A 22,929-nucleotide genomic window follows, 5' to 3' on the forward strand; every position below is an offset into this window, starting at 1 on the left:
TGGCAACACGTTCTGGTGGGTTCGTTTTTTTTTATATACTACCGCCCCCTTAATGCCAGAGAGGCCCTCACAGTGATTCGAAGAAGTGGCGCACCCGGCGCGCCCCGGCTGGCCGCGACCGTGCTCGCGACCGCACTGCTCGCCACGGCGCTGCAGACGGCCACGGCGCTGTCGGCGTCGGCCGCCGCCCCGAAGCCGCCGTCGGACGCGAAGCTGGCCGCCGAGCCGGCCCGTCACGACGCGACGAAGGAGCAGTTCTACTTCGTGCTGCCCGACCGGTTCGCCAACGGCGAGACCTCCAACGACGAGGGCGGCCTGACCGGCAGCCGCACCTCGACCGGCTTCGACCCCACCGACAAGGGCTTCTACCAGGGCGGTGACCTCCAGGGCCTCACCGACCGCCTCGACTACATCAAGGGCCTCGGCACCACCGCGATCTGGATGGCACCGATCTTCAAGAACAAGCCCGTCCAGGGCGAGGGCGCGAACGCCTCGGCCGGCTACCACGGCTACTGGATCACCGACTTCACCCAGGTCGACCCGCACTTCGGCACCAACGAGGACCTCGAGACCCTCGTCGACGCGGCCCACGCCAAGGGGATGAAGGTCTTCTTCGACGTCATCACCAACCACACCGCCGACACCGTCGACTACGCGGAGAAGAAGTACGGCTACCGCCCCAAGGGCGCCTTCCCCTACCTGGACACCGAGGGCCGACCCTTCGACGACGCCGACCCGGCTGCCGACCGCGTGAAGGTCGACGAGGACTCGTTCCCCTACACCCCGGCGAACACCGGCGAGATGGTCCCGTCCTGGCTCAACGACCCGACGCTCTACCACAACCGCGGGGACTCCACCTGGGAGGGCGAGTCGACCACCTACGGCGACTTCAGCGGCCTGGACGACCTGTGGACCGAGCGTCCCGAGGTCGTCGAGGGGATGACCAAGATCTACCAGAAGTGGGTCCGCGACTTCGACATCGACGGCTTCCGCATCGACACCGTCAAGCACGTCGACCTGGACTTCTGGACCAAGTGGGCGACCGCCCTCGACGCCTACGCCGCCAAGCAGGGTCGCGAGGACTTCTTCATGTTCGGCGAGGTCTACTCCGCCGACAGCGACGTCACCTCCCCGTACGTCACCCGCGGCCGTCTCGACGCCACCCTGGACTTCCCGTTCCAGGACGCGGCCCGCGCCTACGCCTCGCTGGGGGCTCCGGCCGAACGGCTCGCGAAGGTCTTCGCCGACGACTACAAGTACGCCTCCGACAAGGCGAACGCCTATGAGCAGGTCACCTTCCTCGGCAACCACGACATGGGCCGGATCGGCACCTTCCTCGCGGGTGACCACCCCGACGCGCCCGACGCGGAGCTGGTCCAGCGGGCCCGGCTCGCCAACGAGCTGATGTTCCTCTCCCGCGGAAACCCCGTCGTCTACTACGGCGACGAGCAGGGCTTCACCGGCGCCGGCGGCGACAAGGACGCCCGCCAGACGCTGTTCGGCTCCGAGGTCGCCGACTACCTCGACGACGACCAGCTCGGCACCGACCGCACCCATGCTGAGGACGCCTACGACACCAGCCACCCGATCTACGCCGCGATCGCCGCGCTGGCGAAGCTCCGCAAGGACCACCCGGCCCTGACCGACGGGGTCCAGAAGGAGCTCCACGCCGAGGGCTCGGTCTACGCGTTCTCGCGCACCGGCGAGGACCGGGAGTACGTGGTCGCGGTCAACAACGCCACCGAGGCGAAGACCGTCACCCTGCCTGTCGAGTCGGCGAGCTTCGAGACGATCTACGGCGGCGAGGCCACCGAGACCGCCACCGACGGCAAGGTCACCGTGAGCGTTCCCGCGCTCTCCTCGGTCGTCCTGCGCGCCGACGCCGAGCTCCCGAAGGCAGGCGCGAAGCCGACCCTGTCACTGACCGCCCCGGACGCGGGCGCCACCGGCACCGTCACCCTCACCGCCGACCCGGGGAAGACCTCCGGCGCCCGCGTCGTCTTCGCCGCCCAGGTCGGCAACGGGAAGTGGCGCACCCTCGGCTCTGTCGACCATGCCCCCTACAAGATCACCCAGTACGTCCCCGCGACCGTCTCCGCCGGCACCGCCCTGCGCTACAAGGCCGTGGTGGTCGACCGGGACGTACGCACCGCGAGCGCCCTCGCCGAGACCACGGCCGGCCAGGCACCCGAGGCCGAGAACCCGAGCGCCGTCGACCGCGACTACGCGGTCGTGCACTACCGGCGCGCCGACGGCGACTACACCGGCTGGACCCTGCGGGCCGGCGAGCAGAGCGGCGAGTTCAGCGGCCGCGACGCCTACGGCGCCTTCGCCTGGGTGAAGCTCCCGGACGGCGCGTCCTCGGTGACCTACCGGGTCGAGAAGGACGGCACCGCCGACGGCGCCGAGCGGACGATCGACCTCGCCGAGACCGGCGAGGTCTGGGTCGAGGCGGGTGACGCAGGCCAGGCGACCACGAAGCCGGACGGCGTCTACCCGGAGCCCGACACGTCCAAGGCGGTCATCCACCTGCACCGTGCCGACGGCGACTACGACGGCTGGGGCCTGCACACCTGGACCGGCGCGGCGACCCCGACCGAGTGGTCCAAGCCGCTGCAGCCCACCGGCGAGGACGCCTACGGCATCACCTTCGAGGTGCCTCTGGTCGACGGCGCCACCTCGCTCAATTACATCGTCCACAAGGGCGACGAGAAGGACATCCCCAACGACCGATCCCTCGACCTGACGACGTACGGCCACGAGGTGTGGCTCAACTCGGGTGAGACCAGCTATCTGCTGCCCTCGGTCGGCTCGGTCCCCGAGCTCGATCTCGCCAAGGCGCAGGCGCAGTGGATCGACAAGGACACGGTCGTGCTGCCGAAGGAGATGGCGAGCAGCTCGGCGCTGTCGACCCAGCTGGTCTACGACCGCGACGGCGGCATCACCGTCGATTCCGGTGCGCTCAGCAGCGAGGGCCGCTGGCTGCGGCTGCTGAGCACGTCCCTGACCGACGCACAGAAGGCGGAGTTCCCGCACCTGAAGGACTACACCGCCTTCACCGTGGACACCCGCGACCGCGACCGGATCCGGGAAGCCCTCGCCGGACAGGTCGTGCTCACCCAGCGCATCGGCAACGGCGCCCTGGTCACCGGCACCGGCGTGCAGACCCAGGGCATCCTCGACGACCTCTATGGTGCGAAGGCGGCGAAGGCGGAGCTCGGCCCGGTGTTCAAGGGTGGCAAGGTCACCCTGTCCGTGTGGGCGCCGACCGCCCATGAGGTGAAGCTCGAGCTCGGCAAGAAGCTGGTCCCGATGCGCCGCGACGACGCCAGCGGCGTCTGGGCGGCGACCGGCTCGGCCTCGGCCTGGCGCGGCAAGGAGTACCGCTATGCCGTGACCGTATGGGCGCCGAGCGTGCAGAAGCTCGTCACGAACAGGGTCACCGACCCTACTCGGTCGCGCTGACCACCGACTCCGAGCGCAGCCTCGTCGTCGACCTCGATGACAAGGCGCTCGCCCCGAAGGGCTGGTCGAACCTCAGGAAGCCGAAGGCCGTGTCCATGAAGGACGCCCAGATCCAGGAGCTGCACATCCGCGACTTCTCCGTCGAGGACGAGACCAGCGACCACCCGGGCGGCTACCTCGCCTTCGCCGACGAGGACAGCGCCGGCTCCAAGCACCTGCGGAAGCTGGCCGAGTCCGGCACCTCGTACGTCCACCTGCTGCCGGCCTTCGACATCGCCACCATCCCGGAGAAGAAGAGCGACCAGACCAGCCCCGACTGCGACCTGAAGTCCTTTCCCGCTGACAGCCAGGAGCAGCAGGAGTGCGTCGCCGCGGCGGCCGCAGGGGATGCGTACAACTGGGGCTACGACCCCTACCACTACACGGTCCCGGAGGGCTCCTACGCCACCGACCCCGACGGGACGGACCGCACGGTCGAGTTCCGGCAGATGGTGAAGGCGCTCAACGAGGACGGTCTGCGGGTGGTGATGGATGTGGTCTACAACCACACCACCAGCAGCGGCCAGGCGAAGACCTCGGTGCTCGACAGGATCGTGCCCGGCTACTACCAGCGGCTCCTCGCCGACGGTTCGGTCGCCAACTCGACCTGCTGCGCCAACACCGCGCCCGAGAACACGATGATGGGCAAGCTCGTCGTCGACTCGATCGTGACCTGGGCCAAGGAGTACAAGGTCGACGGCTTCCGCTTCGACCTGATGGGCCACCACCCCAAGGCCAACATCCTGGCCGTCCGCAAGGCCCTCGACGCCCTCACCCTCGAGAAGGACGGCGTCGACGGCAGGAAGATCATCCTCTACGGCGAGGGCTGGAACTTCGGCGAGATCGCCGACGACGCCCGCTTCGTGCAGGCCACCCAGAAGAACATGGCGGGCACCGGCATCGCCACCTTCAGCGACCGCGCCCGAGATGCCGTACGCGGCGGAGGACCGTTCGACGCCGACCCGGGTGTCCAGGGCTTCGCGAGCGGGCTGTTCACCGACCCCAACTCGTCCACGGCCAACGGCACGGAGGCCGAGCAGAAGGCACGGCTGCTGCACCACCAGGACCTGATCAAGGTCGGGCTGTCCGGGAATCTCGCCGGCTACTCGTTCACCGACACCGCCGGCAACCAGGTCACCGGGTCGCAGGTCGACTACAACGGTGCGCCCGCCGGCTATGCGGCGGCGCCCGGTGACGCGCTCGCCTATGCCGACGCCCACGACAACGAGTCGCTCTACGACGCCCTCACCTTCAAGTTGCCCGCCTCGACCAGCACCGCGGACCGCTCCCGGATGCAGGTGCTCGCGATGGCGACGGCAGCGCTCTCGCAGGGCCCGGCGCTGTCTCAGGCCGGCACCGATCTGCTCCGCTCGAAGTCGCTGGACCGCAACTCCTACGACTCCGGCGACTGGTTCAACGCCATCCACTGGGACTGCGAGGACGGCAACGGCTTCGGCCGGGGCCTGCCGCCGGCGGCCGACAACGAGGACAAGTGGCCCTACGCCAAGCCGCTGCTGGCCTCGGCGGCGTCCCCGGACTGCGCGGACATCGAGGGGGCCTCGGCCGCCTACCAGGACCTGCTGAGGATTCGTACGGACGAGCCGGCCTTCCATCTGTCCACCACCGGGCAGGTCCAGGAGAAGCTCGGGTTCCCGCTCTCGGGCAAGGACGAGACGCCGGGTGTCATCACCATGCGCCTCGGTGACCTCGTGGTCGTCTTCAACGCGACCACGACGACGCAGGAGCAGGCGATGAAGGGGGCGAAGGGCGCCGGCTACCGGCTGCACCCGACCCAGGCCGACGGCTCGGACGAGGTCGTCAGGTCGGCGTCGTTCGAGGCGGCTTCGGGCACCTTCACGGTCCCGGCCCGGACGGTAGCGGTCTTCACCCGCTGATCCGCTCGAGAACGTACGCAGCCCCGGCTCATCGAGCCGGGGCCTGCGGCTTCCTGGCCAGGAAGCTCGGTGTCAGATCAGGACGGGCTGTTGCCGGCGATAGCGCCGACCACCACGAGCGCGATGACGACCAGGGCGGCGATGACCATGAGGCCGGCCGGGCTCCGGAAGTCGAACATGGGGATTCCTTTCGGCTAGTTCGGCGACAGGCGTCGAGTGGGGACCGAGGGCCTGCGGACGCGTCGGCACAGCCAGTGCCCTGGGCGTCGCGTATACATAACCAGCCTGTGCGACGGCACGCGTAGGGGAAAAGGTCCCGATCTTTACCGAAGCCATTCACGTCCGACGAGATATGTGATATGGCAACAGTTCACTCGATGAGTCTTCGGTAAAGACTAGCGGCCCGGCGCCGTGGCCCCGGCGGGGGATCGCCGGAACCCACCCGGGTTGTGAGGCCGGTCACCCCATCCCGGCGGCATGCCGTCCGGCCCGTCGACCGAAGTACGAGCCGTCGCCGAGCTGCATGCCGGAGGCGTAGCCCTTGGCATCCTGCGCGAGGTTGGCCGCGCAGGCGCCGGCGGCGTAGAGCCCGGCGATCGCGGAGCCGTCCTCGCGGCGTACCTCTCCTTCGACGGTGGTCGCCAGGCCGCCCATGGTGAACCCGGCGTACATCGCCTTGCCGAGCGAGAGGTCGTAGGCGCCCCAGGGGCCGGTGTCCTGCGGCTCGGTCCACTCCGGCGCCTTGTGGAGCTCCGGGTCCTCGCCGTCGGCCGCGTGGGTGTTGTAGGAGGTCAGGGTGGCGTTCAGGGTCTCGAAAGGTACGCCCAGGCCGGCCGCCATCTCCTCGACCGTCTCCCAGCCGTCGATGAACGGGCACAGCGGCATCTTGGGGTGCTCGATGTGCGCCGAGTCGACGATCAGGAAGGCGGCCGAGTCCGGCTGCTCCATGACGAAGGCGGCCGTACGCGCGTGGTAGGAGTCCTCCGGCACGAACCGCTTGCCGTGCTTGTTGACGATGATCCCGGTGAGCAGGATCGAGGGCGGGTAGAACGGAGCGGTCTGGAACGGCTCGTCCATGAACCGCCACCGACCGCCCGCCGAGGCACCCAGGCGCAGCCCGAGACCGTCGTCGTAGGTGGAGGCCAGCGGGAAGAGCTTCTCGCCGAGGCTCGGGGTGTGCTCGGCGACCATGTCGGCGTTGCCGACGAAGCCGCCCGCCGCCAGGATCACCGCGCGGGCGCGGATCGCGCCGCGCTCCTCGAAACGTCGCCAGGCCAGGCCGACGACACGGCCGTCCTCGATCACCAGGTTGGTGGCACCGGTCTCGTAGCGGATCACCGCCGAGGTCTCGGCCAGCCGGTCGGCCATCCGGTCGACGACCAGCTTGGCGCCGCCGGTGTCGCCCGGGACCGGCACCTTGTGGCCGCGTGGTGCCGGGACGGCGAGGTCACGGAACGGGTGCACCTTCTCGTTGCCGGTGTACATCAGCCCCTCGGTGCCGGGCTGGATGACGGCCTTGCCGGGCCAGAAGGTGCGCTCGAACTCGAACCCCAGCGCCTCGAGCCAGTCGAAGTGCTCGACCGAGTCATCGCAGTAGGCCCGGATCTTGTCGTCCTCGGGCTCCTTGGAGACCGCGTGGATATAGGCGAACATCTCCGCGGCCGAGTCCTCGATCCCGGTGGCCTTCTGCACCGCGGTGCCGCCGCCGAGATAGAAGTGTCCGCCGGCCATCGCCGAGGTGCCGCCGGGCTCGGCGGCACGCTCCAAGACGATCGTGCGGGCGCCGGTGCGGGCCGCTTCCAGCGCCGCCGCTCCGCCGGCCACGCCGAAGCCGACCACGATCACGTCGGTCTCCTCCGACCAGCCGCCGAAGCGCTCCTCGACGTCGGTGGGGGAGAGTACGTCGGGCAGTGCCGTTCCGCTCATGCCGTCCTCCCATGTAACACGTCGTTCGTAGGACTATCCGGTCGTTCCAATAGGGCGAGTAGTCCTACGAACAGCGTGTTACAGCTCGCGCGGCTCATCGCTTCTCCAGGTAGCAGTCGGCGAGGACCGGGGCGCCGTCCCGGGCCGGATCTTCGGACGAGATCGTGGCTCTGACCAGGGTCTTCGGCTCCTCGTCCCATGCCTCGATCGAGATCGTCTCGCCGGGGAAGACGATCCCCGCGAACCTGGCACCGAACCCGGCGACCCGGGTGGCATCGCCGTCGAGGAGCAGACCGGTCGCCTCGCGCAGCACGACCCCGTAGGAGCACAGCCCGTGCAGGATCGGCTTCGGGAAGCCTGCCTTCGCGGCGAAGGCGGGGTCGGCGTGCAGCGGGTTGCGGTCGCCGCACAGCCGGTAGAGCAGTGCCTGCTGCTCCGTGACGGCGTACGTCGTGGCCGCATCGGGCGCGCGGTCGGGAACCGGCAGTGCCGTCGACGGCCCGCGCTCGCCCCCGAAGCCGCCCTCGCCGCGTACGAAGATCGAGCTCCTGACGGTCCACAGCGGATCGCCGGCCGGCGTCGTGGCGGTGCCCTCCTGGACGATCACGGCGGCCTTGCCCTTGTCCCAGACCTCGGCGATCCGGGTCGCGACGACTGCCTCGCCCGAGGTGGGGATCGGGCCGTTCACCCGGATCTCCTGGGAGCCGTGGAGCACCGAGGCAAGGTCGATGTCGCAGCCCGGCAGGTCCAGCGAGGGCGGCTCGGTGACGTGGAAGGTCGGTGCCACGACCCCGAAGGAGGGGAGCACGGAGAGGGCATCGGAATCGAGCGTGTAGCGCAGCGCGGCCGGGTCGGTCGCGTCGCCGGGACGCGAGCCGGCGCCGATGCCGAGGTGGTAGAGCAGCACGTCGGACGAGGTCCACGAGAACGACTGGGTCGGCAGCGACGCGCCGATGGCCTTGGTCGGGTCGATGGGCATCAGTTCGTCTCCTTCAGAGCGCAGTCCTCGGCGGCCAGGTAGCCGAAGACGAGGGCGGGGCCGATGGTGGCGCCGGGGCCGGCGTAGGTGCGTCCCATCACGGCGGAAGAGACGTTGCCGGCGGCGTACAGACCCTCGATGGCGGAGCCGTCGGCGCGCAGGACGCGGGCGCGCTTGTCAGTGACCAGGCCGCCCTTGGTGCCGAGGTCGCCGGGGGCCATCTTGACGGCGTAGAACGGCGCCTGGTCGATGACGTTGAGCGAGCAGTTCGGCTTGACGGTGGGGTCGGAGTAGTACTTGTCGTAGGTCGACTCGCCGCGGTGGAAGTCCTCGTCGACGCCGGACTCGGCGAAGCCGTTGAACCTGGCCAGCGTCTCGCGCAGGCCGTCGACGGGCACCTCGATCTTCTCGGCCAGCGCCTCCACGGTCGACGCCTTCACGACGACTCCGTCCTTGAGCCAGCGCCCCGGGAAGGGCTGCTTGGGTCCGAGCCCGGCGAAGATGTAGCGGTTGCGGTAGCGCTGGTCGAAGACCAGCCACGCCGGGACGTGCGAGACGCCCGTCTCGTGGCCCTTGTAGATCTCGTGGACGGCCTCGACGTAGGGGAGCGCCTCGTTCATGAACCGCTTGCCGGCGCCGTTGATGATGATCGAGCCGGGCAGGTTGCGCTCGGCGAGCGCGAACCACGGCCGCCCGGGGAACGGGATCGTCGGGCCCCACCAGGACTCGTCCATCAGGTCGGTGTCGGCCCCGGCCGCGATCCCGGCCAGGATCCCGCCGCCGGTGTTGCTCTGGGCCCCGGTGGTCCACTCGACCGAGGTCGGCGCGGGCAGGTACTTCTCCCGCATCTCCAGGTTCCGCTCGAAGCCGCCGGAGCCGAGGATCACGCCGCGCCGCGCCCTGATCACCGTCGTCGGGCCGTCCTCGCCGCGGCGTACCTCGACACCGACGACCCGGCCGCCCTCGGTGACCAGGCCGACCAGCTCGGTCTCGTAACGGATCGGGACGCCGGCGTCGAGAAGCCCCTTGCGCAGCCCGATCGCGAGCGCCGCGCCCATGGCGTACATCTTCTTGCCGAGCAGTCCGGAGAGGATGCGGGCGACCGCGATCTTGACCATCGTGATCGGGCCCCGGATCGTGCGCATGCCGAGGCTGATCTTGCGGAAGTCGGCCTGGGTGACGACCATGTTGGCCGGCGACTTCGTATAGGGCGGGTGCAGCCGCGAGAGCTCCTCGCCGATCACCCGGGCGTCGAGCGGGACCGGCTCGACGGAGCGTCCGGCACCGCGGCCACCGGGGGCCTCGGGGTGGTAGTCGGCGTAGTCGGGGACCCAGCTGAACCGCACCGGGGTCTTCTCGCAGACGAAGGAGAGCACCTCCGGGCCGCGGCCGAGGAACGTCTCGCGGCGCTCTGCCGGCACGACGTCGCCGACGATCGACTCGAGATAGAGGCTGGCGGCCTCTGCGGAGTCCTTCTGGTGGGCCGCCTCGAGGGCGTGGTTGCGGGGGATCCAGACCCCGCCGCCCGAGCGGGACGTCGAGCCGCCGAAGTAGGCACTCTTCTCGATGACCACGGTCTCGAGCCCATGACGGCGGGCGGCCGCCAGCGCGGCGGTCATCCCGGCGCCCCCGGCGCCCACGACCACGACGTCGTAGGTCTCCTCGTTCGTCTGACCCATGGTGCTCCTCAACCTCGTGCCATCAGGCGGCGCTATCTAAGAACTGAAACACGTTCTACCATAGACGACGGCCGACGAAACACGCCCAGGGACTCGACAAAACTGAAACGTGTTCTAGTATTGATCCATCGGCAGCGCACGAACCGCGCCGTCCGAGGACATCTGGGACACCATGCAGGAAGGCAGAGCGGTGAGCGAACCGACACAGCGCCCCCACAAGGACGCACAGACCGTCAGGGACGGGGTGCAGGACCTGCTGCCCACGATCAGGGACCGTGCGGAGGAGACCGAGCGTCTCCGGGTCGTGCCCGAGTCGAGCGTCAAGGAGCTGGAGGAGGTCGGCTTCTTCAAGCTGCTGCAGCCGGCCCGCTTCGGCGGTCTCGAGGCCGACCCGGTCGACTTCTACACCTGTGTGCGCGACATCGCCTCGGCGTGCGGATCGACCGGCTGGGTCTCCAGCGTCCTGGGCGTGCACCCCTGGCAGATCGCGCTCTTCGACGACGAGGCCCAGCAGGCGGTCTGGGGTGAGGACCCCGACACGCGGGTGTCCTCCTCGTATGCGCCGGTGGGCAAGGCGGCGATCACCGAGGGCGGTTTCAACCTCTCCGGCCGCTGGTCGTTCTCCTCCGGTTGCGCACACGCCACCTGGGTGCTGCTCGGTGGCCTCGTCTTCAACGACGAGGGCCACGTGGTCGACTTCCGTACGTTCCTGGTGCCGCGCGCCAGCTACGAGATCGTCGACGTCTGGAACGTCGTCGGCCTGGCCGGCACCGGCTCCAACGACATCGTGGTCGAGGACGTCTTCATCCCGGAGACCTTCACGCTCTCCATGGCCGAGACCGGACGCTGCAAGGGCCCCGGTCAGGCGGTCAACACCGGCGACCTCTACAAGCTGCAGTTCCACTCGCTGTTCACCACCACGATCACCACGCCGATCATCGGCATGGCCCGCGGTGCCTACGAGGAGCACGTGACCATGCAGCAGAACCGGGTCCGCGCCTCCTACGGTGAGAAGGCGTCCCTGGACCCCTTCGCCGCCGTGCGCGTGGCGACCGCCTCCTCCGACATCGACGCCGCCTGGGCGCTGCTGATGGGCAACATCCGTGAGCAGCAGGCCCACGTCGCCCGCGGCGAGAAGATCCCGATCACCCAGCGGCTGCGGATCCGCCGCGACCAGGTCCTCGGCACCCAGCGGGCGATCGACGCGATCGACCTGCTCTTCGAGGCCTCCGGTGGCCGCGCGCTGGCTTCGGGCACGCCCCTGCAGCGCGCCTGGCGCGATGCCCACGCGGGCCGTGTCCACGCCGCCAACGACCCCGAGCGGGCGCTGCAGATGTACGGCGCCTCGGAGTTCGGGCACAAGGTCGACCCGGGGATGTACTGATGGCGCTGGTGAAGGAGGACGTCGCCCACGACGTCGCGATCAAGACCGAGGCCGCGGGTGAGATCTCGCTGCGCTACTACGACCTGGGTTCGGACCGGGATGACCGGCTGCCGCTGGTGATGCTTCACGGCGGGGGTCCCGGGGCCTCGTCGTGGTCCAACTTCGGCTCCGCGCTGGAGGGCTTCGCTGCCGACTTCCGCACGATCCTGGTCGACCAGCCGGGTTTCGGGGCCTCCGACAAGCCGGAGGTGGTGGGCAACTACTACCGCTTCGCCGGCGACGCGGTGATCGCCCTTCTCGACGAGCTGGGCCTGGAGAAGGTGCACCTGCTGGGTAACTCGCTCGGTGGCGGGACCGCGATGCGGATCGCTCTCACGTATCCGGAAAGAGTGGGACGGCTGGTGCTGATGGGGCCGGGTGGGCTCTCGCTCAACCTCTTCCATGCTGATCCGACCGAGGGCGTACAGCGCCTGATGGACTTCTCCGCCGACCCGACCCGGGAGGCGCTCAAGGCGTTCATCTCGACGATGGTCGTGAACCAGAAGCTGGTCACCGACGAGCTGGTCGAGGAGCGGTTCGCGGACGCGACCGCGCCCGGCGCGCGCGAGGCGATGGCGTCGATGGGCTGGTCGTTCTACAACCCCGAGACGGCTGAGGACGGCATGCTGTGGCGCGAGGCGCACAAGCTCCGCCACCACACCCTGCTCACCTGGGGCCGTGAGGACCGGGTCAACCCGCTCGACGGTGCGTTCCCCGCGCTGAAGCTGATCCCCAAGGCGCAGCTGCATGTCTTCCCGCGTTGTGGGCACTGGGCACAGATCGAGGCCGCCGACGAGTTCCGCGAGGTCGCGGCTTCGTTCTTGAAGAGGCACAAGGAGCGCGCATGATCGACATCAAGTCCATGGGCTACGTACGCGTCACCAGCACCGACCTGGAGGCGTGGCGTACGTTCGCGGAGAAGGTGCTCGGCCTGGTGACGGCCAAGGGCCCGAACCAGGAGCACCTCTACTACCGCATCGACGAGGTCTCGGCCCGGCTCGTGATCGAGCCGGGCGAGGTCGACCAGCTCGCCTGTGTCGGCTGGGAGGTCGCCGACCACACCGCGCTGGCGCAGGCCCGCGAGCACCTGGAGAAGTCCGGGGTCGAGGTGGAGGAGGGCAGCCCCGAGGAGCTCGCCGAGCGGCGGGTGCAGGAGATGCTGCGGTTCCGCGACCCCTTCGACAACGTCTTCGAGCTCTTCCACGGCATCACCTACGAGCGCCGCCCCGCGGTCTCGCCCTACGGCCACACCTTCGTGACCGGTGAGCAGGGAATGGGCCATGTGGTGATCCCGGTCTCCGACGACGTCGAGGCGCTGGAGTTCTACCGCGACACGCTCGGCTTCCGGCTGCGCGACTCGATGAGCATGCCCGGCGAGTTCGCCGGCAAGGAGCCCGGCACGAAGATCTGGCTGCGCTTCCTCGGGATCAACCCGCGTCACCACTCGCTGGCGTTCCTGCCGTTCCCCAACGACTCCAAGTGCGTCCACATCATGCTGGAGGTCGACAAGCTCGACGACGTCGGCAGGGCGCTGGAGCGGGTGAAGAAGTACGGTGCGAAGCTGTCGGCCACGCTCGGGCGGCACATGAACGACGAGATGGTCTCCTTCTACGTGAAGTCGCCGGGTGGTTTCGACATCGAGTTCGGCACCGAGGGGCTGCAGGTCGACGACCACAGGTGGGTCGCCCGGGAGTCCACGGCCGTCTCGTACTGGGGTCACGACTTCGGCGTAGGTCAGTGATCGGGTATGCGTATAGAGGTGCCTGACGGGATGTCTCCTGATGCTGCCGAGAGCTGGCCGCATCCCGAGCTGATCGAGTCCTTCCACGGTCGCTTCGACTTCGAGGCGCCACCGTCTCCACCGGAGACCCCTGCCGACGCGGAGGCGGACGACCGGTTCCGTACGGTGCTGGGCCGGTTCGCCTCCGGGGTCACCGTGATCGCCGCGCAGACCGCGGAGGGCCCGGTCGGGATGACCTGCCAGTCCTTCTCCTCGGTGTCGCTGCGACCACCGCTGATCCTCTTCGCGCCGACCAAGTCCTCGCGCGCCTGGGCCCGGATCCGCCGTGCCGGGCACTTCTCGGTCAACATCCTCGCCGCCGGCCAGGAAGCCGTCTCGAACCAGTTCGCCTCGCGCGCCGCGGACAAGTACGCCGACATGTCCTGGACCCCGTCGGCCCACCACGGCGACCCGCACCTCGAAGGGGCCGTCGGCTATCTCGACTGCGCGGTCCACTCGGTCCACGAGGAGGGCGACCACTACCTCGTCGTCGGCCGCGTCCTGGATCTCGAGGAGGGCACCGCCACCGAGCCGCTGCTGTTCTTCCGGAGCAACTACCGGGAGCTGGACTGACTGGTCCTGGCATGGTTCAGCTTTTGCTGAATACATGTTTCGCTGTACTGTCGCGGCATGGTCACCGCCACCACCTCGTCGCTGGACGCCCTCGCCCGGTTCGGGCACGCCCTCTCCGATGCGACCCGGGCCCGGGTCCTGATGCAGCTGCGCGAGGGGCCGGCCTACCCGGCTGAGCTGTCGGAGTCGCTAGGGGTGACGCGCCAGTCGATGTCGAACCACCTGGCGTGCTTGCGCGGCTGCGGCCTGGTCGTCGCGGTTCCCGAGGGCAGGCGCACCCGCTACGAGCTCGCCGACGGCCGCCTCGCGCACGCACTGGCTGACCTCCACGACCTGATCCTGGTCACCGATCCGGAGGCGTGCCGCGACTCCGCCGAGCAGGGCTGCTGCTGATGGGCCACGGACACGGTCACGGACATGGTCACGGCGCCGCCGTGGGCCACGCCGGCGGCAGGCACCGGTGGCGGCTGGCGGTCACCTTCGCCATGGTGGCGGCGTTCCTGGTCGTCGAGCTCGTCGCAGGCCTGTGGTCGGGGTCGCTGGCCCTGATCTCGGACGCCGGGCACATGACGGCGGACGTCGTCGCGCTCGGCGCCGCGCTGGTCGCCACCCGGATCGCGACCCGCGCCGACACCACCGGCCGGAGGACGTACGGCTCCTACCGGGTCGAGGTGTTCGCCTCCGGTCTGACCGTGCTGATCATGCTCGGCGTCTCGGCCTACGTCGTGCTCGAGGCGATCGGGCGCATCGGTGAAGCCTCCGAGGTCCAGTCCGGAGCCATGCTCGTGGTCGGCGCGATCGGCCTGGCGGTCAATATCGTCTCCATGGTGCTCCTGCGTGCGGGAGCCGGTGAGTCGCTCAGCGTCAAAGGGGCCTACTTCGAGGTGGTTGCCGACGCCGCCGGGAGCGTCGGGGTCATCGCGGCCGGCCTGCTGGTCGCGGCCACCGGACAGCCGTTGTGGGACGTCGCCGTGGCCGTCGCGATCGGGGTCTTCGTGGCCGTACGCGCCGTGGTCCTGGGCCGGCAGGTCCTCTCGGTCCTCGGGCAGCACGTCCCCGACGGGATGGCCGTCGACCAGGTCGTCGCCGATCTCGAGGCGGTCGACGGTGTCGACGGCGTCCATGACCTGCATCTGTGGACGTTGACCTCGGGGATGCACGTCGCGACCGCTCACCTCCTGCTGGACCCCGGCACGGATGCGCAAGAGGTGCTGACCGGCGCGCAGGCCATGCTCGCCACGCGCCACCGCATCGAGCACGCCACGCTCCAGACCGAGACCGCGCCGACCCGGCAGTGCCACGAGGTGACCTGGTGAGCTCCGACCTTCCGGTCCAGGTCATCGGCCGACGCGTCGATCTGACGCCGCCCTCGGGGCCCGATCGGCCCCGAAGAGCCGTGCTGGTGCGCCGGGTCCGCCTCCTGGTCGCCTTCACCATCGCCTACAACGTCGTCGAGGCCGTGGTCGCGCTCGCGGCCGGCACGCTCGCCGGCTCGGCGGCCCTGCTCGGTTTCGGCCTCGACTCGGTTGTCGAGGTCTCCTCCGCCGTCGCGGTCGCCTGGCAGTTTGCCGGCCACGATCCTGAGGCCCGCGAGAAGGTCGCGCTGCGGATCATCGCGCTCTCCTTCTTCGGGCTCGCCGCCTTCGTCTCCTATGACGCCGTCACCAGCCTGATCGCTGGGCACGCCGCCGACCATTCCAGTCTCGGCATCGGCATCGCCGCGCTGAGCCTGCTCGTCATGCCGGTCGCATCCTGGGTCCAGCGCCGCACCGGAACCGAGCTCGGCTCACACTCCGCCGTCGCCGACTCCAAGCAGACGCTGCTGTGCACCTACATGTCCGCCGCACTCCTGCTCGGTCTGCTCGCCAACAGCACCTTGGGCTGGTGGTGGGCTGACTCGGCTGCCGCGCTCGTCATCGCCGCCCTGGCCGTACGCGAGGGCATCAACGCCTGGCGCGGGGAGGTCTGCTGCTCACCTGCTGAAGCGTTCTTCGACCGCGACGATCACAACGGTTGCGACGGCGACTGCGCCTGCTGTTGACCGGGGCTCACAGCTCATCGAGCCGCCTGATCGCGGCCGCTTCGTCGGGGTCCGGTGCGGACTCGTCGAGGAAGGCCCGGGTCACCTCGACCGCGACGTCGGGGGCGAGGCGTTTGAGGCTCATCGCGAGCACGTTGGCGTCGTTCCACAGCCGTGCGCCGCGGGCGATCCACGGCTCCCAGGCGAGAGCAGCGCGGACGCCGGGGACCTTGTTGGCGGCGATCGTGGTGCCGGTGCCGGTCCAGCACATCACCACGCCGACGTCGGCGCGGCCCTCGACGACCGCCCTGCCGATGTCGGCGCCCAGATCGGGCCAGGAGGCGGTGGTGAGCACCTCCACCTCTCCGCGCTCGTGCAGGTGGTCGAGCACTGCCCGCGTCGTCTCGTTCTCGTCGTCGGCCCCGAACGCGATCCGCATGGCCCCAACCTATCGCCAGGGGTAGCGTCGGCGGCATGATCCTCGCGTGTCACACCCTGGTCTACTCCGACGATCACGGTGGCCTGGTCGCGATGGTGCGCGTCCCCGGTGCGGACGACGTCCAGATCTACCAGCCGCGGCACCGCACGGCGTACGACTCCTGATCTCAGGCGTGGGTGGCGGGTCCGCCGGGCCCGGTCAGCTTCGCGCTGGGCTGATCCTTCAGGCTGGTGGTGAGCTCCCAGGTGCGCTGGTAGCCGGTGTGCGCGATGCGCCAGCCCTGGGGCGTACGGGCGTAGCGGTCCTCGTAGAAGGCGGCGCCCTCGAGGGCGAACCCGAAGGCGGGGGCGAAGACCTTGTCGTAGAGGTACCAGCGGCCGGTGGCGACGTCGCCGTCGACGGCGATCTCGGGGTGATGGAGGTGGTGCATCGTGATGATCGTGCCGGGCAGGTTGGTGCGCATGTAGTCGACGAGCTCGCCCGGTGAGGTGAACGAGAGCCCGGCGTAGTCGGCGGTGGCGTCATCGCTGAAGCAGCTGGCGAACTCGTCCCACTGCTTGGTGTCGAGGAGGCGTACGTAGCGGTACTTCAGCTGCTCGATCTCCCTGGTGTCACTCATGGATCCATCATAGTAGAACGTGTTCTACAAATGGGTGGCTGTGGGCTGTCGTTCGGCCGCCGGTCGGCGGGATGTCACGACGAGGACCGTCCTCCAGGTGCAGGATCGAGGTGTGGACGGGATGGTCGAGCTGCGCGAGCGGCGGGCGGCGCTGCTGGCGAACCGCTACCTGGGTCTTCGGGGCGGAGCATCCAGGGGTCGCGGTGGGTGAGGCCTGGGCGGGCCACATCCGGCTCCGCATCCATGCGTCGCGAGCTCCCGCGGCGTCGGCGAGGCCGATCGTCCTCGCCCTCCACGGCGGTGGCTGGTGCTGGGGGACGCCCGAGCAGTCGCGCTGGATGGCCGGACACATCGCCGCCCGCGCGGGGGCCGTGGTGGTCGCGCCGGCCTACCGGCTCGCGCCCGAACACCCCTATCCAGCGGCTGTCGAGGACTGCTGGGCCGCGCTGCGGTGGGTCATAGAGAATGCAGCCGACCTCGGTGGCGACCCCGAGAGGATCGCAGTGCTGGGCGACAGCGCGGGCGGCACTCTCGCCGCGGTCCTTGCCCTGAGATCTCTTGAGGAAGCCGATGCGCGGCTCCGCGGTCAGGTGCTCATCTACCCGCTCGTCGATCTCGTCGGTCTGCGCGGGCCGGGGCTGGGTGGCATCGTGGAGAACTATCTCGGCGGCGAGGAGTCGCGAGCCCGGGAGTGGACGGCCTCGCCGCTGCGGGCCGAGTCCCATGCCGGCCTGCCGCCCGCCCTCGTCCTCACCGCGCAGTTCGACCCGCTGCGCCCGCACGCGGAGCGATACGCCGCGGTGTTGCGTACGGCCGGGGTGGACGTCGCCATGCACTGCCCGCGCCTCGCGACCCACGCCTACATGACCCTCCCCGGCCTCTCGCCGGCCTCGACAGGCGGCCTGGCTCGCGTAGTGGCGTACCTGAACGATGTCCTGGCCCCCTGAGGCCGAGTGGTCAGGGGAGCGCTAGGCGGGTGGCGAGCTTGTCGAGGTAGGTGAGCACGCCGGCCGGCTCGGTGTCGGGGACGCCCCAGATCAGCTCGTCGGCCACTGACCACTCGGCCAGGTCGTCGGGTGTCGGCCGCTTCGCGACGAGGACGCGGACCTCGGGCTTGCCCTCACGGCCGGCCGACTCCCACTCGTCCTGCAGCGTCTTCACCTTGTCACCGATGCCGGCCTCGGTCGGGGTCGACATCCAGCCCTCCGCGTTGCGCGCGATCCAGCGCAGCGTCTTGGGGCCGCCGCCGGCGCCGACGATCGTCGGGATCCGGCCCTGCGGGGGCTTCGGGTAGGCCCAGGAGGGGCCGAAGGAGACGAACTCGCCGTCGTAGGCCGCCTCCTCCTCGGTCCACAGCGCGCGCATCGCCTCGAGGTACTCCTTGAGCGCGGTGCGCTTGCGGTCGCCCGGGATGCCGTGGTCGGCGAGCTCGTCGGTGTTCCAGCCGAACCCGACGCCCAGCGAGACCCGGCCGCCGGAGAGGTGGTCGAGGGTCGCGATCGTCTTGGCGAGCGTGATCGGGTCGGACTCGACCGGCAGCGCGACCGCCGTGGAGAGCCCGATCCGCGAGGTCACCGCGGCGCAGGTTCCGAGCGTGACCCAGGGGTCGAGCGTACGCAGGTAGCGGTCGTCGGGGAGCTCGGCGCCGCCGGTGGGGTGCAGGGCGTCGCGGCGCACCGGGATGTGGGTGTGCTCGGGCACGTAGAACGTGTCGAAGCCGCGCTCCTCGGCGGCGGAGGCGAGCTCGGCGGGCGTGATGCCGCGGTCCGAGGTGAACAGGACGATGCCGTGGCGCATGACACAACAGTAGAACGTGTTCTAGTCTTTGCGGAAGGGATCACCGGGAGAGAGAAGTGAACATGGAAGCCGACTACATCGTCGTAGGCGCCGGGAGTGCGGGCTGCGCCACCGCCCGCAGGTTGGCCGAGAGCGGTGCCAGCGTGATCGTGATCGAGGCGGGCACCAAGGACACCGCCTTCGGGATCAAGAACCTGCTCGAGCTCCCCGGCGCGGTCGCCGCGATGCTCTCCACGCCGCAGCTGAAGAAGCTGGTCGACTGGGGCTACAAGTCGGTCCCGCAGAGCGCTGCCCTCGACCGGGTCATCCCGATGACCCGCGGCAAGGTGCTGGGCGGGTCATCCTCGATCAACGGCATGCTCTGGGTGCGCGGCAACCGACAGAACTTCGACGACTGGGCGGCCGACGGCGCCACCGGGTGGTCCTACGACGACGTGCTGCCGGCGTTCAAGCGGATGGAGGACTTCGAGGCCGGTGCCGACGAGTTCCGCGGCCAGGGTGGACCGGTCAAGGTGCGCTACCAGAAGGACCTCACCCCGGCGACCCAGACCTGGCTCGACGAGGCGCCCAAGCGGCTCGGGGTCGCTGCGCTCGAGGACTACAACGGCAAGCAGCAGGAGGGTGTCGGCGTCGTCCAGCTCTCCGCGTCCGAGGGACGCCGTTACTCCACCTCCAAGGCCTACCTGCGCGAGGACCCCCTGGACAACCTGCTGATCCTGACCAAGGCGCAGGTCACCCGGGTGCGGATCGAGGGATCCCGCGCCACCGGCGTCGAGGTGGTCGGCGCCGACGGCGACACGCAGACCATCCGGGCGACCCGTGAGGTCATCGTGGCGGCCGGCGTCTACGGCTCGCCGCACCTGCTGATGCTCTCCGGGATCGGTCATGCCGACCACCTCCGCGAGCACGGCATCCAGGTCCACGCCGACCTGCCGGTCGGCGACAACTTCCACGACCACCTCTTCGTGCCCGTCTCCTTCCGGATGGACTCGGCGCTGCGGAAGCCCACGCCCGCCTACTTCGCCGCGGGCTTCGCCAAGTCGAGGATCACCCGCAAGGGCTGGGCAGCCGGCTCGCAGTTCGAGGCCTTCGGGTTCGTACGCAGCGCCCTGGCCGACCGGGTCCCGGACCTGCAGCTGCACGTCCTCTACTGGGTCTACCCGTTCCCGAACCAGGACGGCGACAAGGCGATCCGCCCGCCGACGAACAAGCCCGGCCTGTGCATCCTGCCGACCCTGATCTACCCCGAGAGCCGCGGCACCGTACGTCTGGCCAGCGCCGACCCCTCCGCACACCCGTTGCTCGACCCGGCCTACCTGACGTCCGGCAAGGATACCGAGGTGCTCCTGGACGGCATCGCGAAGGTGCGCGAGATGATGGTCGGTCTCGGGGACAACCAGGGCGAGATCTCGCCGGGACCGTCCTACGCCACCCCGGAGGCGACCCGTGAGCTGCTGCCCAACATCGTGCACAGCGTCTACCACGGCGTCGGCACCTGCCGGATGGGCTCGGACGAGCGCGCCGTGGTCGACCCGTCGCTGCGCGTGAAGGGCATCGACGGCCTGCGCGTGGCCGACGCGAGCGTGATGCCCTCGATCACCGGAGGCAACACCAACGCGCCCTCGATCATGATCGGTGAGCGCGCCGCCGACCTGATCCTGGGGGCCTGATGTCCGACCTGCTCCTGAGCGAGGACCGCGACCGCGTCCGTACGCTGACCCTCAACCGTCCCGAACAGCTCAATGCTTTCAGCCAGGCGCTCTACGTCGCCCTGGCCGAGGCGCTGCGCGAGGCCGACGAGGACCCGGAGGTGGCGGTCGTGCTGCTGACCGGGACCGGTCGGGCGTTCTCGGCCGGCACCGACCTGGTGGAGATGAAGGAGACCGCCTCGGGGGCCGAAGACGGTGCCTCGCACGGATTCATCGGCCTCGTCGACGCCCTGACGGCGTTCTCCAAGCCGCTGGTCGTGGCGGTCAACGGTCTCGGGCTCGGCATCGGTGTGACCCTCCTCGGCTTCGCCGACCTGGTTCTCGCCTCGACGAAGGCGAGGTTCAAGACGCCGTTCACCACCCTCGGGGTCGCGCCGGAGGCGGCCTCCAGCTTCCTGTTCCCGAGGCTGATCGGACGCCAGAACGCTGCCTGGATGCTGATGTCTGGGAACTGGTTCAGCGCCGAGGAGGCCCACGAGATGGGGCTCGTCTGGCGCGTCACCGAGCCCGAGGAGCTCCTCGAGGTCGCCTGGGACCACGCCGCCACGCTCGCCACGAGGCCGATCAGCAGCCTGGTGGCGGTCAAGGAGACGATGACCGCGCCGCTGCGCCCTGGGATCGAGGCGGCTCGCGAGCTCGAGAACGCCAAATTCGCCGAGCTGCTCGGCGGGCCTGCCAACATCGAGGCGCTCGTCGCCTTCGCCGAGGGGCGGGAACCCGACTTCACCAGCCTTCCGCCCGGGGCCTGAGCGGGGTCAACGGGTTCGCTGGTCAAAGCTCCCGTACCGGTCGCGGCCGTCGAGGTGGTACTTGCGCTCCATCTGGGTCAGGTCGTCGTCGATCTGACGGCTGCGACGCCGGTCCAGGAGCGCCGCGATGAGCGTGAGAACGCTCCAGAACAGGATCATCCCGACCACGACTGCGACGATGGTGCCGTTCATCGGTGATCAGCTCCTTTCTGCTGGGTCGATCTGCTCGTGGCCGGGTCCTCCCGGTCCGGGCTCGGCGCTGAGCATGACGTGATCGACGATGTCGCGCCCGGGTTCGTGCTCCCTGACGACCTCGAGCACCGTGGCCCGGCGCTCCTCGGAGGCCACCTCGCCGGAGACGACGAGGTGGTCGCTGCGTACCTCGACCCGGATGCCCAGCTCGTTGGTGCGTGGGTCGGTCGCGATCTCGCGCTCCAGGTCTCGTGCCAGCCGTTCGTTCATGCCGACCTCCTCGGGACGACGTCGTAGACGCGGAACGCCGCCTGGATGACGGGCTGGGCGACGTTCCGTACGGGGACCCCGGCCGGGGTGATGCCCTTCTCGCGACCGGCGTGGGCGTGACCGTGGACCGCGAGGTCCACGCCCGTCTCGTCGATCGCCTCGCCCAGCCGGTAGTTGCCGAGGAACGGCCAGATCTCCTTGGGCTCCCCGACCAAGGTGTCGTCGACCGGGGCGAAGTGCGAGAGCGCGACCGTGACGTCCGGTTCTTCTGCCTCGAGGTCGTCGAGAGCCCGGCGCAGGACGCCGGCTGTCTCGATGCCGTGGCCGGTGAAGGCCTTCATCTCGGGCTCGCCGAAATCGGCGGCACAACGACCGTGGAAGCCCAGGCAGAAGCCCTTGACGCCGGCGACGCCGAGCCGGCCGGCATCCGTCTCGATCGTGGCCGAGGTTCCCTCGAGGACGGTCACGCCGCGGTCCTCCAGCAGCCGGGCGATGTCACGCTCGGCCCCGGAGTGGTAGTCGTGGTTGCCGAGCACGACGAGGACGGGCACGTCGGCGGCGTCGAACTCGTCGGCGAACGCTTCCGCCTCCTCGACCGTCCCGTGCTGGGTCAGGTCACCGGCGACGAGCAGCGCGTCGGCCTCCTCGGAGATGTCCGCGAGGAGCGGAGCGTAGCGGCCACGCAGGTCGTCGGCCAGATGTACGTCACCCACTGCTGCCACGCGAATCGGGTCAGGCATCGGGTCCTCCCATATTGCTTGCTTCCATGATGGCGAGCGCGTCCAGCAGGCCGATCGCGGACTGCGCGAAGGGGCTCCGCTTCGCCTCCTGTCGCACCAGCCGCCAGTCGACCTGCTCGCGCAGGGCGCGGGCCGAGCCGAGAATCGGCGAGAGGTCGCAGGCATGCTCGCTCAGCGCCAGCATGCGCGAGATGAGCAGGTCCGTCGCGGACATGACGGGCATCGTGACCGAGTCGACCGGGAGCTCCGTGCACCGCATCAGTAGCTCGTCGTCGACGGGCCCCGTCGGGAGCCGGTGGATCAGGTCCACCACCACCGTGTCGTGGCCGACCTTCACCAGCCAGTCCTCGGGGGCGCCGACGCGGTCCATGCCGTTGTCGAGCAGGCGGTGCACTGCGTCCTCGACGCACTCCTCGGGGAGCACGAAGTCGACGTCGTGGGTGCTCTCCGGACCGCCTCGGGTCCAGACCGCGTACCCGCCGGCCAGCGCGAACGGGATCTCGGCGGCCTTCAGCGTCGCGCCCACCAGCTTGAGGACATCTCGTTGTCGCTGGAACTCATCGCCCAGCACGTCTGTTCTCGGCATACCGCTGCGGTACCCCGATTCGATGCCGATCAACCCTTGCCCGAAACGA

General features: G+C 69.7%; 23 protein-coding genes. 13 read left to right on the forward strand and 10 right to left on the reverse strand.

Annotation, left to right across the window (positions count from 1 at the left end; genetic code table 11):
- Nucleotides 1–72: 72 nt before the first annotated feature.
- Nucleotides 73–3,465: an alpha-amylase family glycosyl hydrolase gene (locus tag ACFV9G_RS20355; protein ID WP_378729353.1), complete on the forward strand. Its 3,393-nt coding sequence runs from the start codon at nucleotides 73–75 to the stop codon at nucleotides 3,463–3,465.
- A complete protein-coding gene (gene pulA / locus ACFV9G_RS20360; protein ID WP_378729354.1) occupies nucleotides 3,402–5,399 on the forward strand; it encodes a pullulanase-type alpha-1,6-glucosidase in 1,998 nt (665 codons plus the stop codon). Before ACFV9G_RS20355 ends, pulA begins: the two co-directional genes overlap by 64 nt.
- A 459-nt stretch (nucleotides 5,400–5,858) precedes the next feature.
- On the opposite strand, the gene ACFV9G_RS20365 is transcribed toward pulA, so the two are convergent.
- The 3 genes from ACFV9G_RS20365 to kstD all read right to left on the reverse strand — a co-directional run bounded on the left by ACFV9G_RS20365 (nucleotide 5,859) and on the right by kstD (nucleotide 9,983).
- Complete coding sequence (locus ACFV9G_RS20365) at nucleotides 5,859–7,325, reverse strand: FAD-binding protein (protein WP_378729355.1); 1,467 nt, start codon at nucleotides 7,323–7,325, stop codon at nucleotides 5,859–5,861.
- A gap of 94 nt (nucleotides 7,326–7,419) precedes the next feature.
- Nucleotides 7,420–8,304 (reverse strand): MaoC/PaaZ C-terminal domain-containing protein, encoded by an 885-nt coding sequence (locus ACFV9G_RS20370; RefSeq protein ID WP_378729356.1) that lies wholly within the window; start codon nucleotides 8,302–8,304, stop codon nucleotides 7,420–7,422.
- Nucleotides 8,304–9,983, reverse strand: a complete 1,680-nt coding sequence (gene kstD, locus ACFV9G_RS20375; RefSeq protein WP_378729357.1) for a 3-oxosteroid 1-dehydrogenase — start codon at nucleotides 9,981–9,983, stop codon at nucleotides 8,304–8,306. Before kstD ends, ACFV9G_RS20370 begins: the two co-directional genes overlap by 1 nt.
- Nucleotides 9,984–10,173: 190 nt before the next feature.
- On the opposite strand from kstD, the gene hsaA reads away from it, so the two are divergent.
- From hsaA to ACFV9G_RS20410, 7 genes are read left to right on the forward strand one after another with little or no spacing between them, the layout of a single operon-like run.
- Nucleotides 10,174–11,367, forward strand: coding sequence for a 3-hydroxy-9,10-secoandrosta-1,3,5(10)-triene-9,17-dione monooxygenase oxygenase subunit (gene hsaA, locus ACFV9G_RS20380; protein WP_378729358.1), 1,194 nt, complete (start codon nucleotides 10,174–10,176; stop codon nucleotides 11,365–11,367).
- Complete coding sequence (gene hsaD / locus ACFV9G_RS20385) at nucleotides 11,367–12,254, forward strand: 4,5:9,10-diseco-3-hydroxy-5,9,17-trioxoandrosta-1(10),2-diene-4-oate hydrolase (RefSeq protein ID WP_378729359.1); 888 nt, start codon at nucleotides 11,367–11,369, stop codon at nucleotides 12,252–12,254. The genes hsaA and hsaD overlap by 1 nt, the downstream gene beginning before the upstream one ends.
- On the forward strand, nucleotides 12,251–13,147 hold the full coding sequence (hsaC, locus tag ACFV9G_RS20390; RefSeq protein ID WP_378729360.1) for an iron-dependent extradiol dioxygenase HsaC: 897 nt from the start codon (nucleotides 12,251–12,253) through the stop codon (nucleotides 13,145–13,147). Before hsaD ends, hsaC begins: the two co-directional genes overlap by 4 nt.
- Before the next feature lie 30 nt (nucleotides 13,148–13,177).
- Entirely contained in the window at nucleotides 13,178–13,759 is a 582-nt protein-coding gene (locus tag ACFV9G_RS20395; RefSeq protein WP_378729361.1) for a flavin reductase family protein, read from the forward strand.
- 57 nt (nucleotides 13,760–13,816) lie between these two features.
- Entirely contained in the window at nucleotides 13,817–14,152 is a 336-nt protein-coding gene (locus ACFV9G_RS20400; protein ID WP_141804731.1) for a metalloregulator ArsR/SmtB family transcription factor, read from the forward strand.
- Nucleotides 14,119–15,075: a cation diffusion facilitator family transporter gene (locus ACFV9G_RS20405; RefSeq protein ID WP_378729362.1), complete on the forward strand. Its 957-nt coding sequence runs from the start codon at nucleotides 14,119–14,121 to the stop codon at nucleotides 15,073–15,075. Before ACFV9G_RS20400 ends, ACFV9G_RS20405 begins: the two co-directional genes overlap by 34 nt.
- Nucleotides 15,072–15,800 carry a cation transporter gene (locus ACFV9G_RS20410; protein WP_378729363.1) on the forward strand — a complete coding sequence of 243 codons (729 nt, stop codon included), beginning with the start codon at nucleotides 15,072–15,074 and terminating at the stop codon, nucleotides 15,798–15,800. Before ACFV9G_RS20405 ends, ACFV9G_RS20410 begins: the two co-directional genes overlap by 4 nt.
- Nucleotides 15,801–15,807: 7 nt before the next feature.
- On the opposite strand, the gene ACFV9G_RS20415 is transcribed toward ACFV9G_RS20410, so the two are convergent.
- The gene (locus ACFV9G_RS20415) at nucleotides 15,808–16,218 is read right to left on the reverse strand and encodes an RpiB/LacA/LacB family sugar-phosphate isomerase (RefSeq protein WP_378729364.1); all 411 of its coding nucleotides are present in this window, start codon (nucleotides 16,216–16,218) and stop codon (nucleotides 15,808–15,810) included.
- A gap of 35 nt (nucleotides 16,219–16,253) precedes the next feature.
- Between ACFV9G_RS20415 and ACFV9G_RS20420 the strand changes: the two genes are divergently transcribed.
- On the forward strand, nucleotides 16,254–16,382 hold the full coding sequence (locus ACFV9G_RS20420) for a hypothetical protein (RefSeq protein WP_378729365.1): 129 nt from the start codon (nucleotides 16,254–16,256) through the stop codon (nucleotides 16,380–16,382).
- A gap of 2 nt (nucleotides 16,383–16,384) precedes the next feature.
- On the opposite strand, the gene ACFV9G_RS20425 is transcribed toward ACFV9G_RS20420, so the two are convergent.
- Nucleotides 16,385–16,837, reverse strand: a complete 453-nt coding sequence (locus ACFV9G_RS20425) for a nuclear transport factor 2 family protein (RefSeq protein WP_378729366.1) — start codon at nucleotides 16,835–16,837, stop codon at nucleotides 16,385–16,387.
- A gap of 71 nt (nucleotides 16,838–16,908) precedes the next feature.
- On the opposite strand from ACFV9G_RS20425, the gene ACFV9G_RS20430 reads away from it, so the two are divergent.
- The gene (locus ACFV9G_RS20430; RefSeq protein WP_378729367.1) at nucleotides 16,909–17,784 is read left to right on the forward strand and encodes an alpha/beta hydrolase; all 876 of its coding nucleotides are present in this window, start codon (nucleotides 16,909–16,911) and stop codon (nucleotides 17,782–17,784) included.
- Between the two features lie 10 nt (nucleotides 17,785–17,794).
- Here the strand turns inward: ACFV9G_RS20430 and ACFV9G_RS20435 are convergent, their stop codons facing one another.
- Complete coding sequence (locus ACFV9G_RS20435) at nucleotides 17,795–18,634, reverse strand: LLM class F420-dependent oxidoreductase (RefSeq protein ID WP_378729368.1); 840 nt, start codon at nucleotides 18,632–18,634, stop codon at nucleotides 17,795–17,797.
- A gap of 62 nt (nucleotides 18,635–18,696) precedes the next feature.
- On the opposite strand from ACFV9G_RS20435, the gene ACFV9G_RS20440 reads away from it, so the two are divergent.
- Complete coding sequence (locus ACFV9G_RS20440) at nucleotides 18,697–20,304, forward strand: GMC family oxidoreductase (RefSeq protein WP_378729369.1); 1,608 nt, start codon at nucleotides 18,697–18,699, stop codon at nucleotides 20,302–20,304.
- Nucleotides 20,304–21,092 carry an enoyl-CoA hydratase/isomerase family protein gene (locus tag ACFV9G_RS20445; RefSeq protein WP_378729370.1) on the forward strand — a complete coding sequence of 263 codons (789 nt, stop codon included), beginning with the start codon at nucleotides 20,304–20,306 and terminating at the stop codon, nucleotides 21,090–21,092. The genes ACFV9G_RS20440 and ACFV9G_RS20445 overlap by 1 nt, the downstream gene beginning before the upstream one ends.
- A 6-nt stretch (nucleotides 21,093–21,098) precedes the next feature.
- Here the strand turns inward: ACFV9G_RS20445 and ACFV9G_RS20450 are convergent, their stop codons facing one another.
- The 4 genes from ACFV9G_RS20450 to ACFV9G_RS20465 are packed head-to-tail and all read right to left on the reverse strand — an operon-like array spanning nucleotide 21,099 to nucleotide 22,880.
- Nucleotides 21,099–21,284, reverse strand: a complete 186-nt coding sequence (locus ACFV9G_RS20450) for a hypothetical protein (protein ID WP_378729371.1) — start codon at nucleotides 21,282–21,284, stop codon at nucleotides 21,099–21,101.
- Nucleotides 21,285–21,290: 6 nt separating this feature from the next.
- The gene (locus tag ACFV9G_RS20455; protein ID WP_378729372.1) at nucleotides 21,291–21,554 is read right to left on the reverse strand and encodes a BON domain-containing protein; all 264 of its coding nucleotides are present in this window, start codon (nucleotides 21,552–21,554) and stop codon (nucleotides 21,291–21,293) included.
- Nucleotides 21,551–22,294: a metallophosphoesterase gene (locus tag ACFV9G_RS20460; protein ID WP_378729373.1), complete on the reverse strand. Its 744-nt coding sequence runs from the start codon at nucleotides 22,292–22,294 to the stop codon at nucleotides 21,551–21,553. Before ACFV9G_RS20460 ends, ACFV9G_RS20455 begins: the two co-directional genes overlap by 4 nt.
- The gene (locus ACFV9G_RS20465; RefSeq protein WP_378729374.1) at nucleotides 22,287–22,880 is read right to left on the reverse strand and encodes a nucleotidyltransferase; all 594 of its coding nucleotides are present in this window, start codon (nucleotides 22,878–22,880) and stop codon (nucleotides 22,287–22,289) included. The genes ACFV9G_RS20460 and ACFV9G_RS20465 overlap by 8 nt, the downstream gene beginning before the upstream one ends.
- Nucleotides 22,881–22,929: the final 49 nt, after the last annotated feature.

The sequence above is a fragment of the Nocardioides sp. NPDC059952 genome (assembly GCF_042730435.1).
Taxonomy (GTDB): Bacteria; Actinomycetota; Actinomycetes; order Propionibacteriales; family Nocardioidaceae; genus Nocardioides.

What these genes read in the sequence shown, in the direction of transcription:
- kstD (WP_378729357.1), bottom strand. Translation starts at nt 9,983, where the DNA reads ATGGGTCAGACGAACGAGGAGACCTACGACGTCGTGGTCGTGGGCGCC.
- hsaC (WP_378729360.1), top strand. Translation starts at nt 12,251, where the DNA reads ATGATCGACATCAAGTCCATGGGCTACGTACGCGTCACCAGCACCGAC.
- ACFV9G_RS20450 (WP_378729371.1), bottom strand. Translation starts at nt 21,284, where the DNA reads ATGAACGGCACCATCGTCGCAGTCGTGGTCGGGATGATCCTGTTCTGG.
- ACFV9G_RS20435 (WP_378729368.1), bottom strand. Translation starts at nt 18,634, where the DNA reads ATGCGCCACGGCATCGTCCTGTTCACCTCGGACCGCGGCATCACGCCC.
- ACFV9G_RS20365 (WP_378729355.1), bottom strand. Translation starts at nt 7,325, where the DNA reads ATGAGCGGAACGGCACTGCCCGACGTACTCTCCCCCACCGACGTCGAG.
- ACFV9G_RS20460 (WP_378729373.1), bottom strand. Translation starts at nt 22,294, where the DNA reads ATGCCTGACCCGATTCGCGTGGCAGCAGTGGGTGACGTACATCTGGCC.
- ACFV9G_RS20425 (WP_378729366.1), bottom strand. Translation starts at nt 16,837, where the DNA reads ATGAGTGACACCAGGGAGATCGAGCAGCTGAAGTACCGCTACGTACGC.
- ACFV9G_RS20370 (WP_378729356.1), bottom strand. Translation starts at nt 8,304, where the DNA reads ATGCCCATCGACCCGACCAAGGCCATCGGCGCGTCGCTGCCGACCCAG.
- ACFV9G_RS20420 (WP_378729365.1), top strand. Translation starts at nt 16,254, where the DNA reads ATGATCCTCGCGTGTCACACCCTGGTCTACTCCGACGATCACGGTGGC.
- ACFV9G_RS20430 (WP_378729367.1), top strand. Translation starts at nt 16,909, where the DNA reads ATGTCACGACGAGGACCGTCCTCCAGGTGCAGGATCGAGGTGTGGACG.
- hsaD (WP_378729359.1), top strand. Translation starts at nt 11,367, where the DNA reads ATGGCGCTGGTGAAGGAGGACGTCGCCCACGACGTCGCGATCAAGACC.
- ACFV9G_RS20440 (WP_378729369.1), top strand. Translation starts at nt 18,697, where the DNA reads ATGGAAGCCGACTACATCGTCGTAGGCGCCGGGAGTGCGGGCTGCGCC.
- ACFV9G_RS20465 (WP_378729374.1), bottom strand. Translation starts at nt 22,880, where the DNA reads ATGCCGAGAACAGACGTGCTGGGCGATGAGTTCCAGCGACAACGAGAT.
- ACFV9G_RS20415 (WP_378729364.1), bottom strand. Translation starts at nt 16,218, where the DNA reads ATGCGGATCGCGTTCGGGGCCGACGACGAGAACGAGACGACGCGGGCA.
- ACFV9G_RS20400 (WP_141804731.1), top strand. Translation starts at nt 13,817, where the DNA reads ATGGTCACCGCCACCACCTCGTCGCTGGACGCCCTCGCCCGGTTCGGG.
- ACFV9G_RS20445 (WP_378729370.1), top strand. Translation starts at nt 20,304, where the DNA reads ATGTCCGACCTGCTCCTGAGCGAGGACCGCGACCGCGTCCGTACGCTG.
- ACFV9G_RS20395 (WP_378729361.1), top strand. Translation starts at nt 13,178, where the DNA reads ATGTCTCCTGATGCTGCCGAGAGCTGGCCGCATCCCGAGCTGATCGAG.
- ACFV9G_RS20455 (WP_378729372.1), bottom strand. Translation starts at nt 21,554, where the DNA reads ATGAACGAACGGCTGGCACGAGACCTGGAGCGCGAGATCGCGACCGAC.
- pulA (WP_378729354.1), top strand. Translation starts at nt 3,402, where the DNA reads ATGGGCGCCGAGCGTGCAGAAGCTCGTCACGAACAGGGTCACCGACCC.